A 17,653-nucleotide genomic window follows, 5' to 3' on the forward strand; every position below is an offset into this window, starting at 1 on the left:
TTCTTACCCCTTCATCACGTTGACGTCTTCGACCGCGATCGAACCGCGGTTGCGGAAGAACACCACGAGGATCGCAAGCCCGATCGCCGCCTCGGCCGCGGCCACGGTCAGCACGAACATGGTGAAGATCTGCCCCACCAGATCGCCCGAGAAGGTCGAGAAGGCGACGAGATTGATGTTCACCGCGAGCAGCATGAGTTCGATCGACATCAGGATGACGATGACGTTCTTGCGGTTCACGAAGATGCCGAAGATGCCGGTGACGAACAGCATCGCCGCCACTCCGAGATAATGTTCCAGTCCGATCATCTTTGTCCCTCCGGGCCCATTCCCGTAATTGTCTTATGTGCAGATTGCATCACAGCCCCTGCCCCGGTTTCACGTCCACCATCTCCATCGTCTTGGCCGGATCGCGGTGCATCTGCGCGATCACGTTCTGCCGCTTGACGTCGGTGCGGTGGCGCAGCGTGAGCAGGATCGCCCCGATCATCGCGACCAGAAGGATCAGGCCCGAGGCCTCGAAGAGGTAGAGATACTTGTCATAGAGCAGCAGGCCGAGCGCTTCGGTATTGGTCATGTCCGCGGGCACCGGCGCCTGATGCAGCGCCGCCGCACCATCGGCCGCCTGCCAGGCGGCGAAACCGGTGCCGAGCTGCAGGAGCATCACCACGCCGATCAGCAGGCCGAGCGGCATGTAGCGCGCGAACTCGCCCTTCAGCTCGGCGAAGTCGACGTCGAGCATCATCACCACGAAGAGGAAGAGCACCGCGACCGCGCCGACATAGACGATGACGAGCAGCATCGCGACGAACTCCGCCCCCATCAGGATGAAGAGCCCCGCGGCCGAGAAGAAGGTCAGAATCAGCCAGAGCACCGAGTGGACCGGGTTCTTCGACACGACCACCATGAGACCCGCGACCATCGCCACGATGGCGAAGAGGTAGAAGGCGAACGCAAACACCGTCATGTGTTTTCCCCCGATTTTTCGTCAAAGACCGAGCGCGCGATCTCCAGCGCGCGGGTCATGGCGGGCACCCCGCCGAACATGCTCATCTGGAAGATCGTCTCCGCGATCTCCCGCTGTGTCGCGCCCGCCTCGAGCGCGTGGCGGATCGTCAGCCGCAGCTGCGCATCCGCCTGCGCGCCCAGAACCGTCAGCGCCGCGATCGTCACCAGAAGCCGCGTGCGCGCATCAAGCCCTTCGCGGTTGAAGGTCTTGCCGAACCACATCTCCATCATGTCCTTCGACATGGTGGGGAAGAGCTTTTCAAAGGCGGCGGGGTTAAAGCTTTCCAACGCCGGATTGAACAGCCGCGCCATTTCGGCGCCCTGCTCCATCATCGTGGAGAACAGCTTCTGGAATTCGTCGGTCATCGGTAGGGCGCATCCATCTCGAGGTTGCGGGCGATCTCAGCCTCCCAGCGGGCGCCGTTCTCGAGCAGCTTCTGCTTGTCGTAGAACAGCTCCTCGCGGGTTTCCGTGGCGTATTCGAAGTTCGGCCCCTCGACGATCGCATCGACCGGGCAGGCCTCCTGACAGAAGCCGCAGTAGATACATTTCGTCATGTCGATGTCGTAGCGCGTGGTGCGGCGCGAGCCGTCGGCGCGGGGTTCCGCGTCGATCGTGATCGCCTGCGCGGGGCAGATCGCCTCGCAGAGCTTGCAGGCGATGCAGCGTTCCTCGCCGTTCGGATAGCGGCGCAGCGCGTGCTCCCCGCGGAAGCGCGGCGAGATCGGCCCCTTCTCATGCGGGTAGTTCAGCGTCGGCTTCGGCGCGAAGAAGTAGCGCATGCCCAGCCCGAACCCCTTGATGAAGTCCACGAGCAGGAAATATTTCGCGGCGCGTGCGTAGTCGAAAGCCATCTCAGCCCCCCATCGTCCAGCGGGCCCAGAAGTGGCCGAGGATCTCGTATTTCGCAAGGAACGCCACCAGCACGACCCAGCCGAGCGACAGCGGCAGGAACACCTTCCAGCCGATCCGCATCAGCTGGTCGTAGCGGTAGCGCGGCACGATCGCCTTCACCATCCCGAACAGGAAGAAGAAGAAGACCATCTTGAAGAACATCCAGAGCGCGCCATCGGGCAGGCCCGGGATCGGCGAGAGCCAGCCGCCGAAGAACAGCACCGACATCAGCGCGCACATCAGCCAGACGGCGATGTATTCGCCCGCCATGAAGAGCAGGTAGGGCGTCGAGGAATATTCCACCATGAAACCGGCGACGAGTTCCGATTCCGCCTCGGCGAGGTCGAAGGGCGGGCGGTTCGTCTCGGCCAGCGCAGAGATGAAGAACAGCGCCACCATCGGCAGGTGCGGCAGCCAGTACCAGTTCAAGATCCCGAAGGAGCCGCGCTGCGCCTCGACGATCGCGCTCATGTTCATCGAGCCGGTCGAGAGGATCACGCCGATGATGATGAGGCCGAGCGAGACCTCGTAGGAGATCATCTGCGCGGCGGCGCGCAGCGAGGACAGGAACGGATATTTCGAGTTCGAGGCCCAGCCGCCCATGATCACGCCGTAGACCTCGAGCGAGGAGGCGGCAAAGACGAAGAGGATCGCGACGTTGATGTCGGAGAGCACCCAGCCCGGCGCGAAGGGCACCACCGCGAAGCTCAGCAGAGCGAGCACGAAGCTCAGCATCGGCGCGAGGAAGAAGACGAACTTGTCGGCGCCCGCGGGCACGACGATTTCCTTCACGACGTATTTCAGCGCGTCGGAGAAGGTCTGCAGCAGGCCCCAGGGGCCCACCACGTTGGGGCCGCGGCGCATCTGCACCGCCGCCCAGATCTTTCGGTCGCCATAGACCAGCCAGATCATCGAAAGCATCACGAAAGCGATGATCGCCAGCCCCTGCAGGACGATCAGCAGAAACGTGCCCAGTGGTGTCGCCAGAAACTCAGCCATTTTTCCCTCAGACCGTCCTATTCAAACCGTTGGTATGCCCTGGTCCTTGCAGTCGGCGACGGTCACTTCCGCGTCGATCGTGCGCAGGCCCTCGGGCAATGCGGGCGAGATCAGATAGACCGCATCCGCCCGCCAGATGCCGCCAGAATTCGTCACATTCGTCCGCACGTGGCGGGCGAAACCATAACCGCGGATCAGCGTGTATTGCGCCGCCGCACAGGTGGCATAGGCCACCACCGCCTTGTTGCTCCCCGCCCCGCTCAGCGCGACGCGGAAATCGACGAGATCGCCATCGAGGAGCCGGGTCTCGACCCCGCGATAGGCGATCTTGTCGCCCTCCCCCGGCGCCGGCGCACAGCCCGCCGGCCCGGCCAGGAGGCCGGTCGCCAGCAGCAGCGCGAGGGCGGGGGTGCGGATCATTCTGCCCTCACTCCGCCGCGAGCGGCGCCGCGGCGCGCGCTTTCGCCAGCGCCGAGCATTCCGCCATCACCACCGAGGCGCGTGCGATCGGGTTGGTGAAGTAGAAGTCGCGGATCGCGGGGCGGAACGTGGCCGCGCCCATGTCGAGGCGGGTAAGCGGCGTCCAGCCGTTGTCGGCCACCTGATCGACCTGGGCCAGATGCGGCACCGCCGCGATCATCGCCTTGCGCAGACCGGCGAGGCTGTCCCAGGGCAGCTTCGCGCCCATCTCGGCCGAAAGCGCGCGCAGGATCGCCCAGTTCTCCTTCGCCTCGCCCGGGGCGAAGCCGGCGCGATAGGCGAGCTGCGGACGGCCCTCGGTGTTGACGAAGAGGCCGTGCTCCTCGGTATAGGCGGCGCCCGGCAGGATCACGTCGGCGCGGTTCGCGCCGCGGTCGCCGTGGCTGCCCTGATAGATCACGAAGGGGCCACCTTCGGAACGCGGGGTGATCTCCACCTCGTCCGCGCCCATGTTGTAGATCACCTCGACACCGCCCTCGAGCGCCGCGTTGAGGCCGCCCTCGGTCACCGCGCCGACATCCATCGCGCCGACGCGACCGGCGGCGGTGTGCAGGATCATCAGCTTCGAGTTGGTCGCCTCGGCGAGCTTCATCGCATTGGCGAGAACCGCCTCGCCATCGGCTTCCGAAATCGCGCCCTGGCCGACGATCACGATCGTCTTCTTCGCCTTGGTCTCTTCCGAGATCTCCTTGGCGACGAGCGCGGCGAGCGCCGCCCGATCGGTGCCGACATGGGCATAGTCATAGGTCAGATCGACCGCTTCGCCGACGAGGCCGATCACAGCGCCCTTCGACCAGGCCTTGCGGATCCGGGCGTTGAGCACCGGCGCCTCGGTGCGCGGGTTGGTGCCGATGAGCTGGATCATCTCGGCGTCGTCGATATCCGCGATCGTCGCGGTGCCGACATAGGCGGAGCGGTTGCCCGCGGGCAGGCGCGCGCCGTCGGTGCGGCATTCGACCGTGCCGCCGATCCCCTCGATCAGCGTCTTCAGCGAGAAGGCCGCCTCGGTCGAGGCGAGATCGCCGACGAGGCCGAGCACCTTCTTGCCCTTCATCGCATAGGCGGCGGCGTGCAGCGCCTCGCCCCAGCTCGCTTTGCGCAGCTTGCCGTTCTCGCGGATATAGGGGCTGTCGAGGCGCTGACGGCGCAGGCCGTCCCAGATGAAGCGGGTCTTGTCGGAGATCCACTCCTCGTTCACCGCGTCATTGTTGCGCGGCAGGATGCGCATCACTTCGCGGCCCTTGGTGTCGATCCGGATGTTCGAGCCGAGCGCGTCCATCACGTCGATCGATTCCGTCTTCGTCAGCTCCCAGGGGCGGGCGGTGAAGGCGTAGGGCTTCGAGGTCAGCGCACCGACCGGGCAGAGGTCGATGATGTTGCCCTGCATGTTGCTGTCGAGCGTCAGGTTCAGATAGCTGGTGATCTCGCTGTCCTCGCCGCGCCCGGTCTGGCCCATCTGGGTGATGCCCGCGACCTCGGTCGTGAAGCGCACGCAGCGGGTGCAGGAGATGCAGCGGGTCATGCAGGTCTTCACCAGCGGCCCGAGGTTGAGGTCTTCCGACGCGCGCTTCGCCTCGCGGTAGCGCGAGAAGTCGACGCCATAGGCCATCGCCTGGTCCTGCAGGTCGCATTCGCCGCCCTGGTCGCAGATCGGGCAGTCGAGCGGGTGGTTGATGAGCAGGAACTCCATCACCCCTTCGCGCGCCTTCTTCACCATCGGCGAGTTGGTCTTGATCACCGAGGGCTCGCCGTTCGGGCCGGGGCGCAGATCCTTGATCTGCATCGCGCAGGAGGCGGTGGGCTTCGGCGGGCCGCCGACGACCTCGACGAGGCACATGCGGCAGTTGCCCGCGATCGACAGACGCTCGTGATAGCAGAAGCGCGGCACTTCGATGCCCGCCTGCTCGCAGGCCTGGATGATCGTCAGGTTCGGATCAACCTCGACCTCATGGCCGTCGATGATGATTTTGCGCGTATTCGACATGTGTCTGATCCGTCACTTGGCTCGGGCGCGGAGGCCCGCGCGTTGAATTTTGGTCGGGGCCGTCATGCGCAGCCCCCCGGGAAGATCCAGGCGCCATCCCGGAAATTGTCTTCGGTGCCGGTGACGGCCCCGTTCGTCCCGCAGAAGGAATTGGCCGCGCGTTTCGCCTCGGCCCCGTCGGACTCGCCAAAGGGCGTGCCGGCGCGTTTCACGATGAGCTCGCCGCCCGGCCCCTTCAGCGCGGTATAGCCCGCAAGCCCCTTTTCCACCGGCTGGGGCGGCGCGGCGGGGGCACTGGGCTCAGTGCAACCGGCCAACGAGGCAAGAACGAAAGCGGCGAGCAAAACGCGCATCAGTTCCCTCCCCTGCCGCTGAATTCGGGGCATTGCAGATCGACGCTCCAGTAGTTCGGCGCAATCTCTTCGACCTTGTCGAGCGGCACCGAAGCCACGTCGGCCGAGCGGCAAGCACCGCTGATCGCCGAGAGAACGCCCTTCTTGAGTTCGGTCGCATCGGTCTCGGTCACGCCCTCGAGGGCCACTTCGAACACCGATTTCTCGCCAGCCCAGTCAACGCAATTTTTCAGCTTTATCGGATCGGAGCACTCGATGCCGCCGGTCAGGAGGAAGTCGAAGTAATAGACCTGCGCGCCCGTGGCCCCCTCTTTCATCCGGATGTGCCAGCTTTTGTCGGCGACCCCCTGGTGAGCCTTGACCTCGCTGCCCTCGGGTGCATCGGCAAAAGCCGGCAGGCAGGCGAAAGCGCCGGCCAAAGCCGCGCCGCCAATCTTGCATGCCATGCTCAGTGCCGAATGCATTGCTTTACTCCGCCGCCATCGCGCCCATGCGGCCCGTCTTGCGGGCCTTGATGCGATCCTCGATCTCTTCGCGGTAGTGACGGATGAGGCCCTGGATCGGCCAGGCCGCCGCATCGCCGAGCGCGCAGATCGTGTGGCCCTCGACCTGTTTCGTCACCTCGAAGAGCATGTCGATCTCTTCGATCTCGGCCTCGCCCTTCACCAGACGGTCCATCACGCGCATCATCCAGCCGGTGCCTTCGCGGCAGGGCGTGCACTGGCCGCAGCTCTCGTGCTTGAAGAATTTCGAGAGCCGCCAGATCGCCTTGATGATGTCGGTCTGCTGATCCATCACGATCATGCAGGCGGTGCCGAAGCTCGACTTCAGCTCGCGCATGCCGTCGTAATCCATGATCGCATCTTCGCAAAGCGCCGCCGGCAGCACCGGGCAGGAGGCGCCGCCCGGGATCACGGCCTTGAGGTTCTTCCAGCCGCCGCGCACGCCGCCGCCATGTTTCTCGATCAGTTCCTTCATCGAGATCGACATCGATTCCTCGATGACGCAGGGGGTGTTGACGTGGCCCGACATCGCGAAAAGCTTCACGCCGGTGTTGTTCGGGCGGCCAAACGAGGCATACCACGAGGCGCCGCGGCGCAGGATCGTCGGCACCACCGCGATCGACTCGACGTTGTTCACCGTGGTCGGGCAGCCGTAGAGGCCCGAACCCGCCGGGAACGGCGGCTTCATCCGCGGCATGCCCTTCTTGCCCTCGAGGCTTTCGAGCAGCGCGGTTTCCTCGCCGCAGATATAGGCGCCGGCGCCGTGCGACAGGTAAACGTCGAAGTCATAGCCCGACTTGCAGGCGTTCTTGCCGATCAGACCCGCGTCATAGCATTCGTCGATCGCGGCCTGCAGCGCCTCTTTCTCGCGGACATATTCGCCGCGCATGTAGATATAGGCGGCGCTCGCCCCCATCGCGAAACCGGCGATCAGGCAGCCCTCGACCAGCGTATGCGGGTCGTGGCGCATGATCTCACGGTCCTTGCAGGTGCCCGGTTCGGATTCGTCGGCGTTCACGACGAGATAGGCCGGCCGGCCATCCGACTGCTTCGGCATGAAGGACCATTTGAGGCCGGTCGGGAAGCCCGCGCCACCGCGCCCGCGCAGCCCCGAGGCCTTCACCTGCTCGACGATCCAGTCCCGGCCATTCGCCAGAATGCCGGCGGTGCCATCCCAGTGGCCCCGCGCCATCGCGCCCTTCAGCGAGCGATCGTGCATCCCGTAGATGTTGGTAAAGATCCGGTCCTGATCTTTCAGCATGTCGTTTCCCTCAACTGTACGGCGCGCCGCTCACCGGCCCCGCAAGCACCGGTCGCCCGGCGCGAATTCCCTTTGTGACCCCTCGCGCCGCGGCGCTCAGTAGTCGTTCGTCTTCGCCCGTTCGAGGAAGGCGTCGATGCCCTCCTCGACGATGATCTTCGCCTGCGCGACCCATTTGTCGCGCGAGCAGCGCCCCTTGAACCGCGGCACGTTCTCGTCCGCGTAGGCGATTTCCTCGGGGCCCCATTTCGCGATCTGATCGAAATGGAAGATCCCCCAGTCGTTCAGCCGCTCCTCGAGCTTGGGCCCGATGCCCTCGATCAGCTTGAGATCGTCGGCCCCGCCCTTGCGCGGCGCCCTGATCCCCTTCGGCTTGCCATCGGCGGCTTTCTTCGCCGCCTTCGGTTTCGCCGGTTTGGTTTCCGCTTCCGCGACCGGGGTCACCATGACCGGAGCCGCAGGCGCGGCCTCGGCAACCGGGGCCATCACCGGCGCGGCAGGCGCCGGAGCCGGAGCGGGCTTCGCGGTCTCCACCGGTGCTTCCGCGACGGGCGCCGCCGGAGCAGGCACGGGCGCCGGAGCCGCGGGTTTCGCGACCACCGGGGCCGGCGTCACCGGCGCGACCGGGGCCGGAACCACCGGCGCCGCGCTCAGCGGTGCGGGCGGCGCGGCCAGCGCGATTTGCGAGCCCATGCAGAAGGCCCAGAGGAAGAACGCCCCGAGCAGAAGGAAGGTGATGAGGCCGAGGAACGCCGAGGCGCCAAAGCCCATATGGCCGACAGCGAGCAGGTAAAAGAAGACCAGAAGGCCCGCAACCGCGCCCCCGATCCAGGCCTTTCCCCGGCATCCGCTGTTGAATTCCGTCATCACGCTCTCCACTGCGGGGCGACCTGCCCCAAACTCGTCAATAGTCGTTCGTCTTCGCCCGTTCGAGGAAACGCTCCATGCCTTCCTCGACGATGATCTTCGCCTGAGCGACCCATTTGTCGCGGGTGCAGCGGCCCTTGAACCGCGGCACGTTGGTATCGGCGAAGGCCACTTCTTCCGGGCCCCAGGCGGCGATCTGGTCGAAATGGAACACGCCCCATTCGTTCAGCTTCGCTTCCAGAACCGGGCCGATGCCCTCGATCTTCTTCAGATCGTCGGCCTGGCCGTCGCGCGGCGCGGCGAGGCCCGCGGGCTTCGTGCCCTGCGACTCGACCGGAGCCTCCTCGGCCTCGGCGACCGGAGCGGCGACAGGTGCAGCGGCGGGCGCCGGGGCGGCGGCCTTCGCGGCCTTTTCGGCGGCGACCTGCTGCACGGCGCTCATCGGACGGGTGCCCATGATGCCGATCGGCGCATGCTGACCCGACATCTGCCAAGGCGCCGACAGCGGCACTTCGGTGCCGTCGATGCGCTTGATCGAGTCGCCGATGCCCACCGCACGCGCGACGGAGCCGTTATGCGCTTCCTTCTCGCCCGCGGTCTCGGTGCAGGAGGTCAGACCCGAGACCGGCTCCGACGAGAAACGCCCGGTTTCCGAGCCCGCCTTCGGCGTGCCGCCCGCGGCCATCGTGTCGATCAGCGAAGCGAGGCCCGCCTCGGTCAGATCCTCGAAGTAATCCTTGCCGATCTGCGCCATCGGCGCATTCGCGCAGGCGCCGAGGCATTCGACCTCTTCCCAGGAGAACTTGCCATCGGCCGAAAGCTCATAGGGATGCGGCGCGATCTTCTCGCGGCAGACCTTCATCAGGTCTTCGGCGCCGCAGATCATGCAGGACGTGGTGCCGCAGATCTGGATATGCGCGACCGAACCCACCGGAGCGAGCTGGAACATGAAGTAGAAGGTCGCGACCTCGAGCGCCCGGATATAGGGCATGCCGAGCATGTCGGCGACGGTCTCGATCGCGGGCTTCGACAGCCAGCCTTCCTGCTCCTGCGCGCGGAACAGGAGCGGGATGATCGCCGAGGCCTGACGGCCGACCGGGAACTTGGTCATCTGCGCCTGCGCCCAGGCGAGGTTCGCCGGGGTGAACTCGAAAGAGGCAGGCTGTTCGTGATGAAGGCGGCGCAGCATTAGCGGTCAATCTCCCCGAAGACGATGTCGAGCGAGCCGATGATGGCCGACATGTCGGCCAGCATGTGCCCCTTGCCGATCGCATCCATCGACTGCAGATGCGGGTAGCCCGGGGCGCGGATCTTCGCGCGGTAGGGTTTGTTGGTGCCGTCGGAGACGAGGAAGACGCCGAATTCGCCCTTCGGCGCCTCGACGGCGGCATAGGTCTCGCCGGCCGGAACGTGGAAGCCCTCGGTGTAGAGCTTGAAGTGATGGATCAGGCTTTCCATGTTGCGCTTCATCTCGCCACGCTTCGGCGGGGTCATCTTGCCGCGCGCGAGCACGTCGCCCTGGTTCTCGGGCAGCCGCAGCTTGGCGCAGGCCTGCAGGATGATCTTGGTCGATTCGCGCATCTCGGCGACGCGGCAGAGGTAACGGTCGTAGCAGTCGCCGTTCTTGCCGACCGGGATCTGGAAATCGAACTCGTCGTAGCACTCGTAGGGCTGCGAGCGACGCAGATCCCAGGCAAAGCCCGAACCGCGCACCATCACGCCGGAATAACCCCAGTCGGTGATTTCCTTCTCGGTGATGATCGCGATGTCGACGTTGCGCTGCTTGAAGATGCGGTTTTCCGTCAGCAGCCCCTCGATGTCGTCGAGCATCTTCGGGAATTCATGCGCCCATTGCTCGATATCGTCGATCAGCTGCGGCGGCAGATCCTGGTGGACGCCACCGGGGCGGAAGTAGTTCGCGTGCAGACGCGCGCCACAGGCCCGCTCGTAGAAGACCATCAGCTTCTCGCGTTCCTCGAAGCCCCAGACCGGCGGCGTCAGCGCGCCGACGTCCATCGCCTGCGTGGTGACGTTCAGCAGGTGGTTCAGCACGCGGCCGATTTCGGAATAGAGCACGCGGATCAGCGAGCCGCGGCGCGGCACGACGGTATTCGTCAGCCGCTCGATCGCGAGGCACCAGGCGTGCTCCTGGTTCATCGGCGCAACGTAGTCGAGCCGGTCGAAATAGGGCAGGTTCTGCAGATAGGTGCGGCTTTCCATCAGCTTCTCGGTGCCGCGGTGCAGCAGGCCGATATGCGGGTCGGCACGCTCGACGATCTCGCCGTCGAGCTCGAGCACCATGCGCAGCACGCCATGCGCGGCCGGGTGCTGCGGGCCGAAGTTGATGTTGAAATTGCGGATCCGCTGTTCGCCGGTCAGCGTGTCGCGCGAGCCGTCGTCATAGCTGTTCTGCCGGATATCGCCGTCCATGTCGTCAGACCCCCGCGTCATTCGCCTGCCACTTCGCGGGCAGCGCGCCGAAAGTTTCTTTCACAAAGGCATAATGCGGGGCGAGGAATTCCAGCGCCTGCCGCTTCTGCCGCTCATCCAGTTTCACCCGGGCCCCCTCGTGCACCCGTTTGGCCGTATCGGCCGGATGCGCGTCGAGACCCAGAAAATCGCACAGGCCGGCCACGCCCTCGGGCGTGATCAGCTCTTCCGAGAAGGCCAGCAGCAGGTTCTCCGCCGGCACCGCCCGCATCAGTTTCGCCACGATCGCCGGGTAATCGCCGCGATCGGTGATCCCCGCGCCCTTGCCCCCCAGCACCCGCGCCAGCAGCGCCGACGCCGCCGCCGCCAGATCGCCGCCCTTCGGCAGCGCGCGCGCCGCGTTCATCCGCACATGCGACCAGAGCCGGTCGAGCGGATCGCGCATCACGAAGACGATCTTCACGTCCCGCGCCATCCGCGCCAGATCGGCAAGGCGTTCCTCGGGCAAAAGCGCATAGGCCGGCGTGATGTCGCCCACCAGCTTCGCATCCCCTGCCCCGGCGCCGAGATAGGCGAGATAGGCCTCGACATCGACTTCGCCGCGCTCGATCAGCGCGAGGATCTCGCCGGTGTCGCGCACCCGCCGCGCCAGCCGCCCCGCACGGGGCGAGCCGGGCTCCGCCCCCTCGAGACGGGTCATCGCCTGGGCGATGTCGTCGCGGTGATGCTTTTTCACCCAATTCTGGCCGAGGTCGAGCGCGTCGAAGTAATGCAGCTCCTTGACCGCCCGGAGCGCGACCTGCGGATGCGACGACAAATAGTCGTAAAGCCAGGAAGTCCCGGCTTTCGTCGCGCCCACGCAGATCATCACGGTGCGGTCGTGCACTGGCTTACCCCTGCTTTTCGTCGCCGGGCAGAATGTAATGCGCGCCTTCCCACGGGCTGAGGAAGTCGAACTGACGGTATTCCTGCGTCAGCTTCACCGGCTCGTAGACGACGCGCTTGAGCACTTCGTCATAGCGCAGCTCGACATAGCCCGTGGTCGGGAAGTCCTTGCGCAGCGGATGGCCGCGGAAACCGTAGTCGGTCAGGATCCGGCGCAGGTCGGGGTGACCCGAGAACAGGATGCCGTACATGTCGAAGACTTCGCGCTCGCACCAGTTCGCGGCCGGGAAGACCTCGACGATCGAGGGGCACATCTCGTCCTCGCGCAGCGCCGCTTTCACGCGCACGCGCTGGTTGCGCCACATCGAGAGGAAGATCCAGACCATGTCGAAACGCGCCGGGCGTTCCGGCCAGTCGATCGCGGTGATGTCGATCAGGGTCGAGAACTTGCAGCTCGGATCGTCGCGCAGGAATTCCACGAAATCGACGATCCGGCCGGGCAGCACGGTGACGGTCAGCTCGCCATGCGCGATCTCGGTCGAGACGACATCGGCCGAGCGCTTGAGCTCGATATGGGCGGCGAGTTCCTGAAGTTGTTCGCTCATCTCGTCCCCTCCTCAGCGCACCAGCGTGCCGGTGCGGCGGATCTTCCGCTGCAGCTGCAGGATGCCATACATCAGCGCCTCGGCCGAGGGCGGGCAGCCCGGCACGTAGATGTCGACCGGAACGATCCGGTCGCAGCCGCGCACCACCGAGTAGCTGTAGTGATAATAGCCGCCGCCATTGGCGCAGCTGCCCATCGAGATCACGTAGCGCGGCTCGGGCATCTGGTCGTAGACCTTGCGCAGCGCCGGCGCCATCTTGTTGGTCAGCGTGCCGGCGACGATCATCACGTCGGACTGACGCGGCGAGGCGCGCGGCGCGAAACCGTAGCGCTCCACGTCATAGCGCGGCATCGCGGTGTGCATCATCTCGACCGCGCAGCAGGCCAGACCGAAGGTCATCCAGTGCAGCGAACCGTTGCGGCCCCAGTTGATGATGTCTTCCGCCGAGGTCAGCAGGAAGCCCTTGTCCTGCAGCTCGCGGTTGAGCGCCTGGGTGGCGACCTCGGGGTCGACCCCCGCGGTATTGGCAGAGGTCATCACGCCCATTCCAGCGCCCCCTTCTTCCATTCATAGGCAAAGCCGATCGTGAGAACGGCAAGGAACACCATCATCGACCAGAAGCCCACCATCGAGAGCGATCCGAAGGCCACTGCCCAGGGGAACAGGAAGGCGACTTCGAGGTCGAAGATGATGAACAGGATCGAGACGAGATAGAAGCGGACGTCGAATTTCATCCGCGCATCGTCGAAGGCGTTGAACCCGCATTCGTAGGCGGAGACCTTCTCCGGGTCGGGGTTGCGCACCGCGAGCACCGCCGCGGCGAGGATCAGGACAAGCCCGAGCGCAACGGCCATCGCAATGAAGATGAGGATGGGAAGATATTCACGCAGCATGTCGTGCACTGGTTGGCTCCCTCGTGACGCGACCGAGTGTCGCGCAGGTTCCGGCTGAGCGAGCAATAGCCCCGTGCCCGGGCGCGGTCAACCGAGGGGAAACCCTTAGCGGCCTGAAAAGTTGAATTTGTATACCGCCGCACACTGTTTCAAGTGGCACGACTCGGCTTCCGCGCAGCTTTCGGCGGAACGGCGGAAAACGGCGCGAAAGTCAAGGATATCAGAGGCAACCGGCGCCACGCCTGCCCCGCGGCGGTGCGGCGGCCTCAGGCCCAGCCCGGTTTGCGCTTCTCGAAGAAGGCGGTGATTCCCTCCATCGCCTCCGGGCTTTCCCAGCGCGCGACAAGGGCGGCGATTGTCGCATCCATGATGTCGCTTTCCGGCCGCGCCCGGGCCGAGAGCATGCGGATCAGCGCCTTCGCCTCCGCCACCGCGCCCGGCGCGCAACTCAGATAGGGCGTCACCTCGGCCTCGATCGCGGCGTCGAGCGCCTCGGGCGCGACGATCCGCGCCACGAGGTCGAGATCGCGCGCCTCCTCCGCCCCGAAAAGCCGCGCCGACATGAAGACGCGCCGCGCCTTCGCCGCACCCATCCGCGCGACGACGTAAGGAGAGATCGTCGCCGGCGTCAGGCCGAGCCGCGTCTCGGTCAGACCGAAGCGCGCCTCGGGCACGGTCACCGCCACGTCGCAGACCGCCATCATGCCGATGCCGCCGCCGAAAGCATTGCCCTGCACCCGGCCAATGAGCGGCTTCGGGCAGTGATCGAGCGCGGCGAGCATTTCGGCCAGCGCCCGCGCCGAGGCCGCCCGCCCCTCCGGCGTCGCGCCGATATTGCCCTGCATCCATTTCAGATCGCCGCCGGCGCAAAAACTCGCCCCCTCGGCGGCGAGCACGACGACGCGCACGCCCGGATCGGCGCCGAGATCGGCGATCGCCCGGGTGATCTCCTCGATCATCAGCGCCGAAAGCGCGTTGTGCTTTTCCGCGCGTGCGAGCCACAGATGCGCCACACCGCGCGCGTCGGTCTCGATCCGGATCGTCTCAAACATCGCCCTGCCCTTTCATCGCCCGCGCCATTGCCGCGGCCTCCGCCAGCACCGCGGCGTCGAGCCCGGTGTCGAAGCCGAGCGCCGCAAGCCGCGCCGCGACCTTTTCGGTCGCCACATTGCCCTTTGCCCCCGGCGCATAGGGACAGCCGCCAAGCCCCCCCACCGCCGCATCGAAGACCCGCAGCCCGGCATCGAGGCTCGCCTCGATATTCTCGAGCGCCCGGCCCGCGGTGTCATGGAAATGCCCGGCGAGCCTTTCGGCCGGCATCTCCTGCAACACCGCCTTCAGCATCGCCGAAACCGTCTCGGGCCGGCCCTGCCCGATCGTGTCGCCGAGCGAGATTTCGTAGCAGCCGAGATCGCGCAGCGCCGCCACCACGCGGGCGACGTTTGCGGGCGGTGTCGGCCCGTCATAGGGGCAGTCGGTCACCACCGAAACATAGCCCCGTACCGGCATTTCATCGACTTTTGCGGCCTCGATCACTGGGCGAAACCGCTCGATACTGTCACTTATCGAACAATTGAGGTTCGCGCGCGAAAATCCCTCACTGGCCGAGGCGAAGATCGCCACCTCGTCGGCACGCGCCGCTTTCGCCCCCTCATAGCCCTTCAGATTGGGCGTGAGCGCGGCATAGCGCACCCCGGGCGCGCGGGCGATCCCGGCCAGAACCTCGGCCGAATCCGCCATCTGCGGCACCCATTTCGGGCTCACGAAAGAGGCCACCTCGATGCGCCGGAACCCCGCATGCGAGAGCAGATCGACGAGCGCGATCTTTTCCGCCGTGGGGATCAGGCGCTTTTCGTTCTGCAGCCCGTCGCGGGGCGCCATCTCGAAGATCTCGACTGTTTCAGCCATCGGGCAACTCGTAGAAATCCTGGGTGTAGATCGCGCTCGACCCGCCCCGCTCGGCCGCGCGCCGATAGGCCGGGCGCGCCTGCGCGCGCGCCGACCAGGCCGCTGTCGCGGGATAGTCCGCGCGCGGCACGAAGCGGAACAGCGCCTCGAGGTTGAAGCCCATCATGCAATCGGCGGCGGAAAACTCGTCCAGCAGCCAGTCGCGCCCGGTGAGCCGCGCCTCGAGCGCCTGCGCGGTGACGGCGAGGCGTTTCGTGTCGAGCTTCATCAGCGCGAGCGAGCGGGCCTCGACCGGGCGCAGGAAGATGTGGTGAATGTTGAGGTTTTGCAGGATGTTGGCTTGGGTTTCCGCGAAATGCAGCCATTCGAGGAAATCGGCACGCTCGGCCTCGCCCGGGCGCGGGGCGAGGCGGCCGCGCGTCTCGGTCAGATATTCGACGATCGCCCCCGATTCGAAGATCACCCGCCCGTCGATTTCCAGCGCCGGCACCCGCCCCGCGGGCGAAAGCGCGCGAAACTCGGCGCTGCGCAGGCCCCCGTCGGTGAGCGACCAGCTCCGCAGATCGACCGTTTCGCCCAGTTCCTCGAGCAGCCAGAGCACGCGCATCGAGCGCGAGCCGGGAACGTGATGCAGCCGGATCATGCCGCCGCCTCCGCATCCTCGGCGAGGCGGATCAGCGCCGCCCCGGCCTCGACCTGCGCGCCGGCCTCGACCAGCACCTCGGCCACCTCCCCCGCCCGCGCGGCGAGGAGCACATGTTCCATCTTCATCGCCTCGAGCACGGCGAGCCGATCGCCCGCCGCGACCTGGGCGCCGGGGGCGACGAAGACCGCCTTCACCAGCCCCGGCATCGGCGCGAGCGTCAGGTCGGAGGCGGTGCCCGTGGTTTCGCGCGCGAGCGGATCGACCCGGTCGAAACGCCAGGCGCCGGCCATGAAAACGGTGATCGCCTCGGGCGAAAGGTGGAACCGCGCGCCGGTCTTGCGGCCATCGACCCACCAGCCGTCGGGATGCAGCACCGCCTCGTTGCGCGCGCCGTCAAGCTCGACGATGACGCGGCCAGGGCCGGTGACCGCGACCGTCGCGGGCGGATGGAAGGGCACCGCGCGGCGCAAAGGCGCCCAGAGGGTGAAGCCCGGCCCGGTGCCGTCGTGCAGCCCGGCGGCGGCGATCACGGCGAGTGCGCGGGCCTCGGCGGGCGGTTCGGGTTCGCATGCCAGCGCGTCGAGATCGCGCGCGATCAGCCCGGTGTCGACATCGCCAGCAGTGAAATCGGGGTGCCGCGCGAGGCGGCCAAGAAAGGCGAGGTTCGTCACCGTGCCCGCCACCTCGGTCTCGTCGAGCGCGCGGGCAAGCGCCTGCAGCGCGATCGCGCGGGTCGGCCCGTGGGTGATGACCTTGGCGATCATCGGGTCATACCAGGGCGAGATCGCATCGCCCGCGCGCACGCCGGTATCGGCGCGGCAGCCGGGCGCGAAGCGCAGCGCGGCCAGCCGCCCGGTCGCGGGCAGGAACCCCGCCGGAACGTCCTCGGCGTAAAGCCGGGCCTCGAAGGCATGGCCTTGAATTTGCAAATCTTCCTGCCGCGCGGGCAGAGGTTCTCCGGCGGCGACGCGCAGCTGCCATTCGACCAGATCGACGCCGGTGATCGCCTCGGTCACCGGATGTTCGACCTGCAGGCGGGTGTTCATTTCCATGAACCAGAAGCGGTCGGCGCGCAGGCCTTCGGAGGCGTCGACGATGAATTCGACCGTGCCCGCACCGGAGTAGCCGATCGCCTCGGCCGCGCGCACGGCGGCCTGGCCCATCGCGGCGCGCATCTCCTCGGTCATGCCCGGCGCCGGGGCCTCCTCGATCACCTTCTGGTGGCGGCGCTGGAGCGAGCAGTCGCGCTCGAAAAGATGCACCGCCGTCTTGCCGTCGCCGAACACCTGCACCTCGATATGGCGCGGTTTTTCCACGTATTTCTCGATCAGCACCGCGGGATTGCCGAAAGCGGTCTGCGCCTCGCTTTGCGCCGAGGCCAGCGCCGGGGCGAAGTCCTCGGCCCGATCGACGCGGCGCATGCCCTTGCCGCCGCCGCCCGCGACCGCCTTGATGAGCACGGGATAGCCCACCGCCTCCGCCGCGCCGGCGAGGTGTTCCGCGTCCTGGTTCGCGCCGTGATAGCCGGGCACGACGGGCACGCCGGCCTCCGCCATCAGCGCCTTCGCCGCATCCTTGAGCCCCATCGCCCGGATCGCATCGCCCGAGGGGCCGATGAAGGTGAGACCCGCCGCCTGCACCGCATCGACGAACTCGGGGTTTTCGCTGAGAAACCCGTAGCCCGGGTGGATCGCCTCGGCGCCCGTCGCCTTTGCCGCGGCGATGATCGCCGCGCCGCGCAGATAGCTGTCGCGCGGCGCCGGGCCGCCGATCGGCATCGCCTCGTCGGCGAGGGCGACATGGCGCGCGCCGGCGTCGGCCTCGGAATAGACGGCGACCGTGGCGACGCCCATCCGGCGCGCGGTGTCGATCACCCGGCAGGCGATCTCGCCGCGGTTGGCGATCAGGATCTTTCGGAACATCGGCTCCTCCCAGGC

Annotated in this window: 21 protein-coding genes; all 21 read right to left on the reverse strand. The window is 66.7% G+C overall.

The annotated features are described in order from the left end of the window. Positions 1-3: 3 nt before the first annotated feature. The 21 genes from nuoK to AB7U46_RS08785 all read right to left on the reverse strand — a co-directional run bounded on the left by nuoK (position 4) and on the right by AB7U46_RS08785 (position 17,638). Positions 4-309: an NADH-quinone oxidoreductase subunit NuoK gene (gene nuoK, locus AB7U46_RS08685; RefSeq protein WP_428336560.1), complete on the reverse strand. Its 306-nt coding sequence runs from the start codon at positions 307-309 to the stop codon at positions 4-6. A 49-nt stretch (positions 310-358) separates the two neighbouring features. Further along, entirely contained in the window at positions 359-967 is a 609-nt protein-coding gene (locus AB7U46_RS08690; protein ID WP_428336561.1) for an NADH-quinone oxidoreductase subunit J, read from the reverse strand. After that, positions 964-1,374 (reverse strand): carboxymuconolactone decarboxylase family protein, encoded by a 411-nt coding sequence (locus AB7U46_RS08695; protein WP_428336562.1) that lies wholly within the window; start codon positions 1,372-1,374, stop codon positions 964-966. Before AB7U46_RS08695 ends, AB7U46_RS08690 begins: the two co-directional genes overlap by 4 nt. Further along, a complete protein-coding gene (nuoI, locus tag AB7U46_RS08700; protein WP_428336563.1) occupies positions 1,371-1,862 on the reverse strand; it encodes an NADH-quinone oxidoreductase subunit NuoI in 492 nt (163 codons plus the stop codon). The genes AB7U46_RS08695 and nuoI overlap by 4 nt, the downstream gene beginning before the upstream one ends. Position 1,863: 1 nt before the next feature. Further along, entirely contained in the window at positions 1,864-2,901 is a 1,038-nt protein-coding gene (nuoH, locus tag AB7U46_RS08705; protein ID WP_428336564.1) for an NADH-quinone oxidoreductase subunit NuoH, read from the reverse strand. Between the two features lie 21 nt (positions 2,902-2,922). After that, a complete protein-coding gene (locus AB7U46_RS08710) occupies positions 2,923-3,321 on the reverse strand; it encodes a hypothetical protein (protein WP_428336565.1) in 399 nt (132 codons plus the stop codon). Between the two features lie 7 nt (positions 3,322-3,328). Further along, a complete protein-coding gene (gene nuoG / locus AB7U46_RS08715) occupies positions 3,329-5,365 on the reverse strand; it encodes an NADH-quinone oxidoreductase subunit NuoG (RefSeq protein WP_428336566.1) in 2,037 nt (678 codons plus the stop codon). Between the two features lie 62 nt (positions 5,366-5,427). After that, positions 5,428-5,718 carry a hypothetical protein gene (locus AB7U46_RS08720; protein WP_428336567.1) on the reverse strand — a complete coding sequence of 97 codons (291 nt, stop codon included), beginning with the start codon at positions 5,716-5,718 and terminating at the stop codon, positions 5,428-5,430. Then, on the reverse strand, positions 5,718-6,182 hold the full coding sequence (locus AB7U46_RS08725; protein WP_428336568.1) for a hypothetical protein: 465 nt from the start codon (positions 6,180-6,182) through the stop codon (positions 5,718-5,720). The genes AB7U46_RS08720 and AB7U46_RS08725 overlap by 1 nt, the downstream gene beginning before the upstream one ends. 4 nt (positions 6,183-6,186) lie before the next feature. After that, a complete protein-coding gene (gene nuoF / locus AB7U46_RS08730) occupies positions 6,187-7,482 on the reverse strand; it encodes an NADH-quinone oxidoreductase subunit NuoF (protein ID WP_428336569.1) in 1,296 nt (431 codons plus the stop codon). A gap of 96 nt (positions 7,483-7,578) precedes the next feature. Then, on the reverse strand, positions 7,579-8,349 hold the full coding sequence (locus AB7U46_RS08735; protein WP_428336570.1) for an endonuclease: 771 nt from the start codon (positions 8,347-8,349) through the stop codon (positions 7,579-7,581). 37 nt (positions 8,350-8,386) lie between these two features. Further along, entirely contained in the window at positions 8,387-9,538 is a 1,152-nt protein-coding gene (locus AB7U46_RS08740; protein WP_428336571.1) for an NADH-quinone oxidoreductase subunit E, read from the reverse strand. Continuing rightward, positions 9,538-10,779, reverse strand: a complete 1,242-nt coding sequence (locus tag AB7U46_RS08745; protein ID WP_428336595.1) for an NADH-quinone oxidoreductase subunit D — start codon at positions 10,777-10,779, stop codon at positions 9,538-9,540. The genes AB7U46_RS08740 and AB7U46_RS08745 overlap by 1 nt, the downstream gene beginning before the upstream one ends. A gap of 4 nt (positions 10,780-10,783) precedes the next feature. Further along, positions 10,784-11,665, reverse strand: coding sequence for a sulfotransferase (locus AB7U46_RS08750; protein WP_428336572.1), 882 nt, complete (start codon positions 11,663-11,665; stop codon positions 10,784-10,786). Positions 11,666-11,669: 4 nt separating this feature from the next. After that, on the reverse strand, positions 11,670-12,269 hold the full coding sequence (locus AB7U46_RS08755) for an NADH-quinone oxidoreductase subunit C (RefSeq protein ID WP_428336573.1): 600 nt from the start codon (positions 12,267-12,269) through the stop codon (positions 11,670-11,672). A 12-nt stretch (positions 12,270-12,281) separates the two neighbouring features. Further along, a complete protein-coding gene (locus AB7U46_RS08760; RefSeq protein ID WP_428336574.1) occupies positions 12,282-12,815 on the reverse strand; it encodes a NuoB/complex I 20 kDa subunit family protein in 534 nt (177 codons plus the stop codon). Beyond that, positions 12,806-13,171 (reverse strand): NADH-quinone oxidoreductase subunit A, encoded by a 366-nt coding sequence (locus tag AB7U46_RS08765; RefSeq protein WP_428336575.1) that lies wholly within the window; start codon positions 13,169-13,171, stop codon positions 12,806-12,808. The genes AB7U46_RS08760 and AB7U46_RS08765 overlap by 10 nt, the downstream gene beginning before the upstream one ends. 257 nt (positions 13,172-13,428) lie before the next feature. Beyond that, positions 13,429-14,214: a crotonase/enoyl-CoA hydratase family protein gene (locus tag AB7U46_RS08770; RefSeq protein ID WP_428336576.1), complete on the reverse strand. Its 786-nt coding sequence runs from the start codon at positions 14,212-14,214 to the stop codon at positions 13,429-13,431. Beyond that, positions 14,207-15,070 carry a hydroxymethylglutaryl-CoA lyase gene (locus AB7U46_RS08775; protein WP_428336577.1) on the reverse strand — a complete coding sequence of 288 codons (864 nt, stop codon included), beginning with the start codon at positions 15,068-15,070 and terminating at the stop codon, positions 14,207-14,209. Before AB7U46_RS08775 ends, AB7U46_RS08770 begins: the two co-directional genes overlap by 8 nt. Beyond that, positions 15,063-15,713, reverse strand: coding sequence for a glutathione S-transferase family protein (locus AB7U46_RS08780; RefSeq protein WP_428336578.1), 651 nt, complete (start codon positions 15,711-15,713; stop codon positions 15,063-15,065). The genes AB7U46_RS08775 and AB7U46_RS08780 overlap by 8 nt, the downstream gene beginning before the upstream one ends. Next, the gene (locus AB7U46_RS08785) at positions 15,710-17,638 is read right to left on the reverse strand and encodes an acetyl/propionyl/methylcrotonyl-CoA carboxylase subunit alpha (RefSeq protein WP_428336579.1); all 1,929 of its coding nucleotides are present in this window, start codon (positions 17,636-17,638) and stop codon (positions 15,710-15,712) included. Before AB7U46_RS08785 ends, AB7U46_RS08780 begins: the two co-directional genes overlap by 4 nt. Positions 17,639-17,653 lie beyond the last annotated feature (15 nt).

It is taken from the genome of Paenirhodobacter sp., from assembly GCF_050177655.1.
GTDB lineage: Bacteria > Pseudomonadota > Alphaproteobacteria > Rhodobacterales > Rhodobacteraceae > Rhodobacter.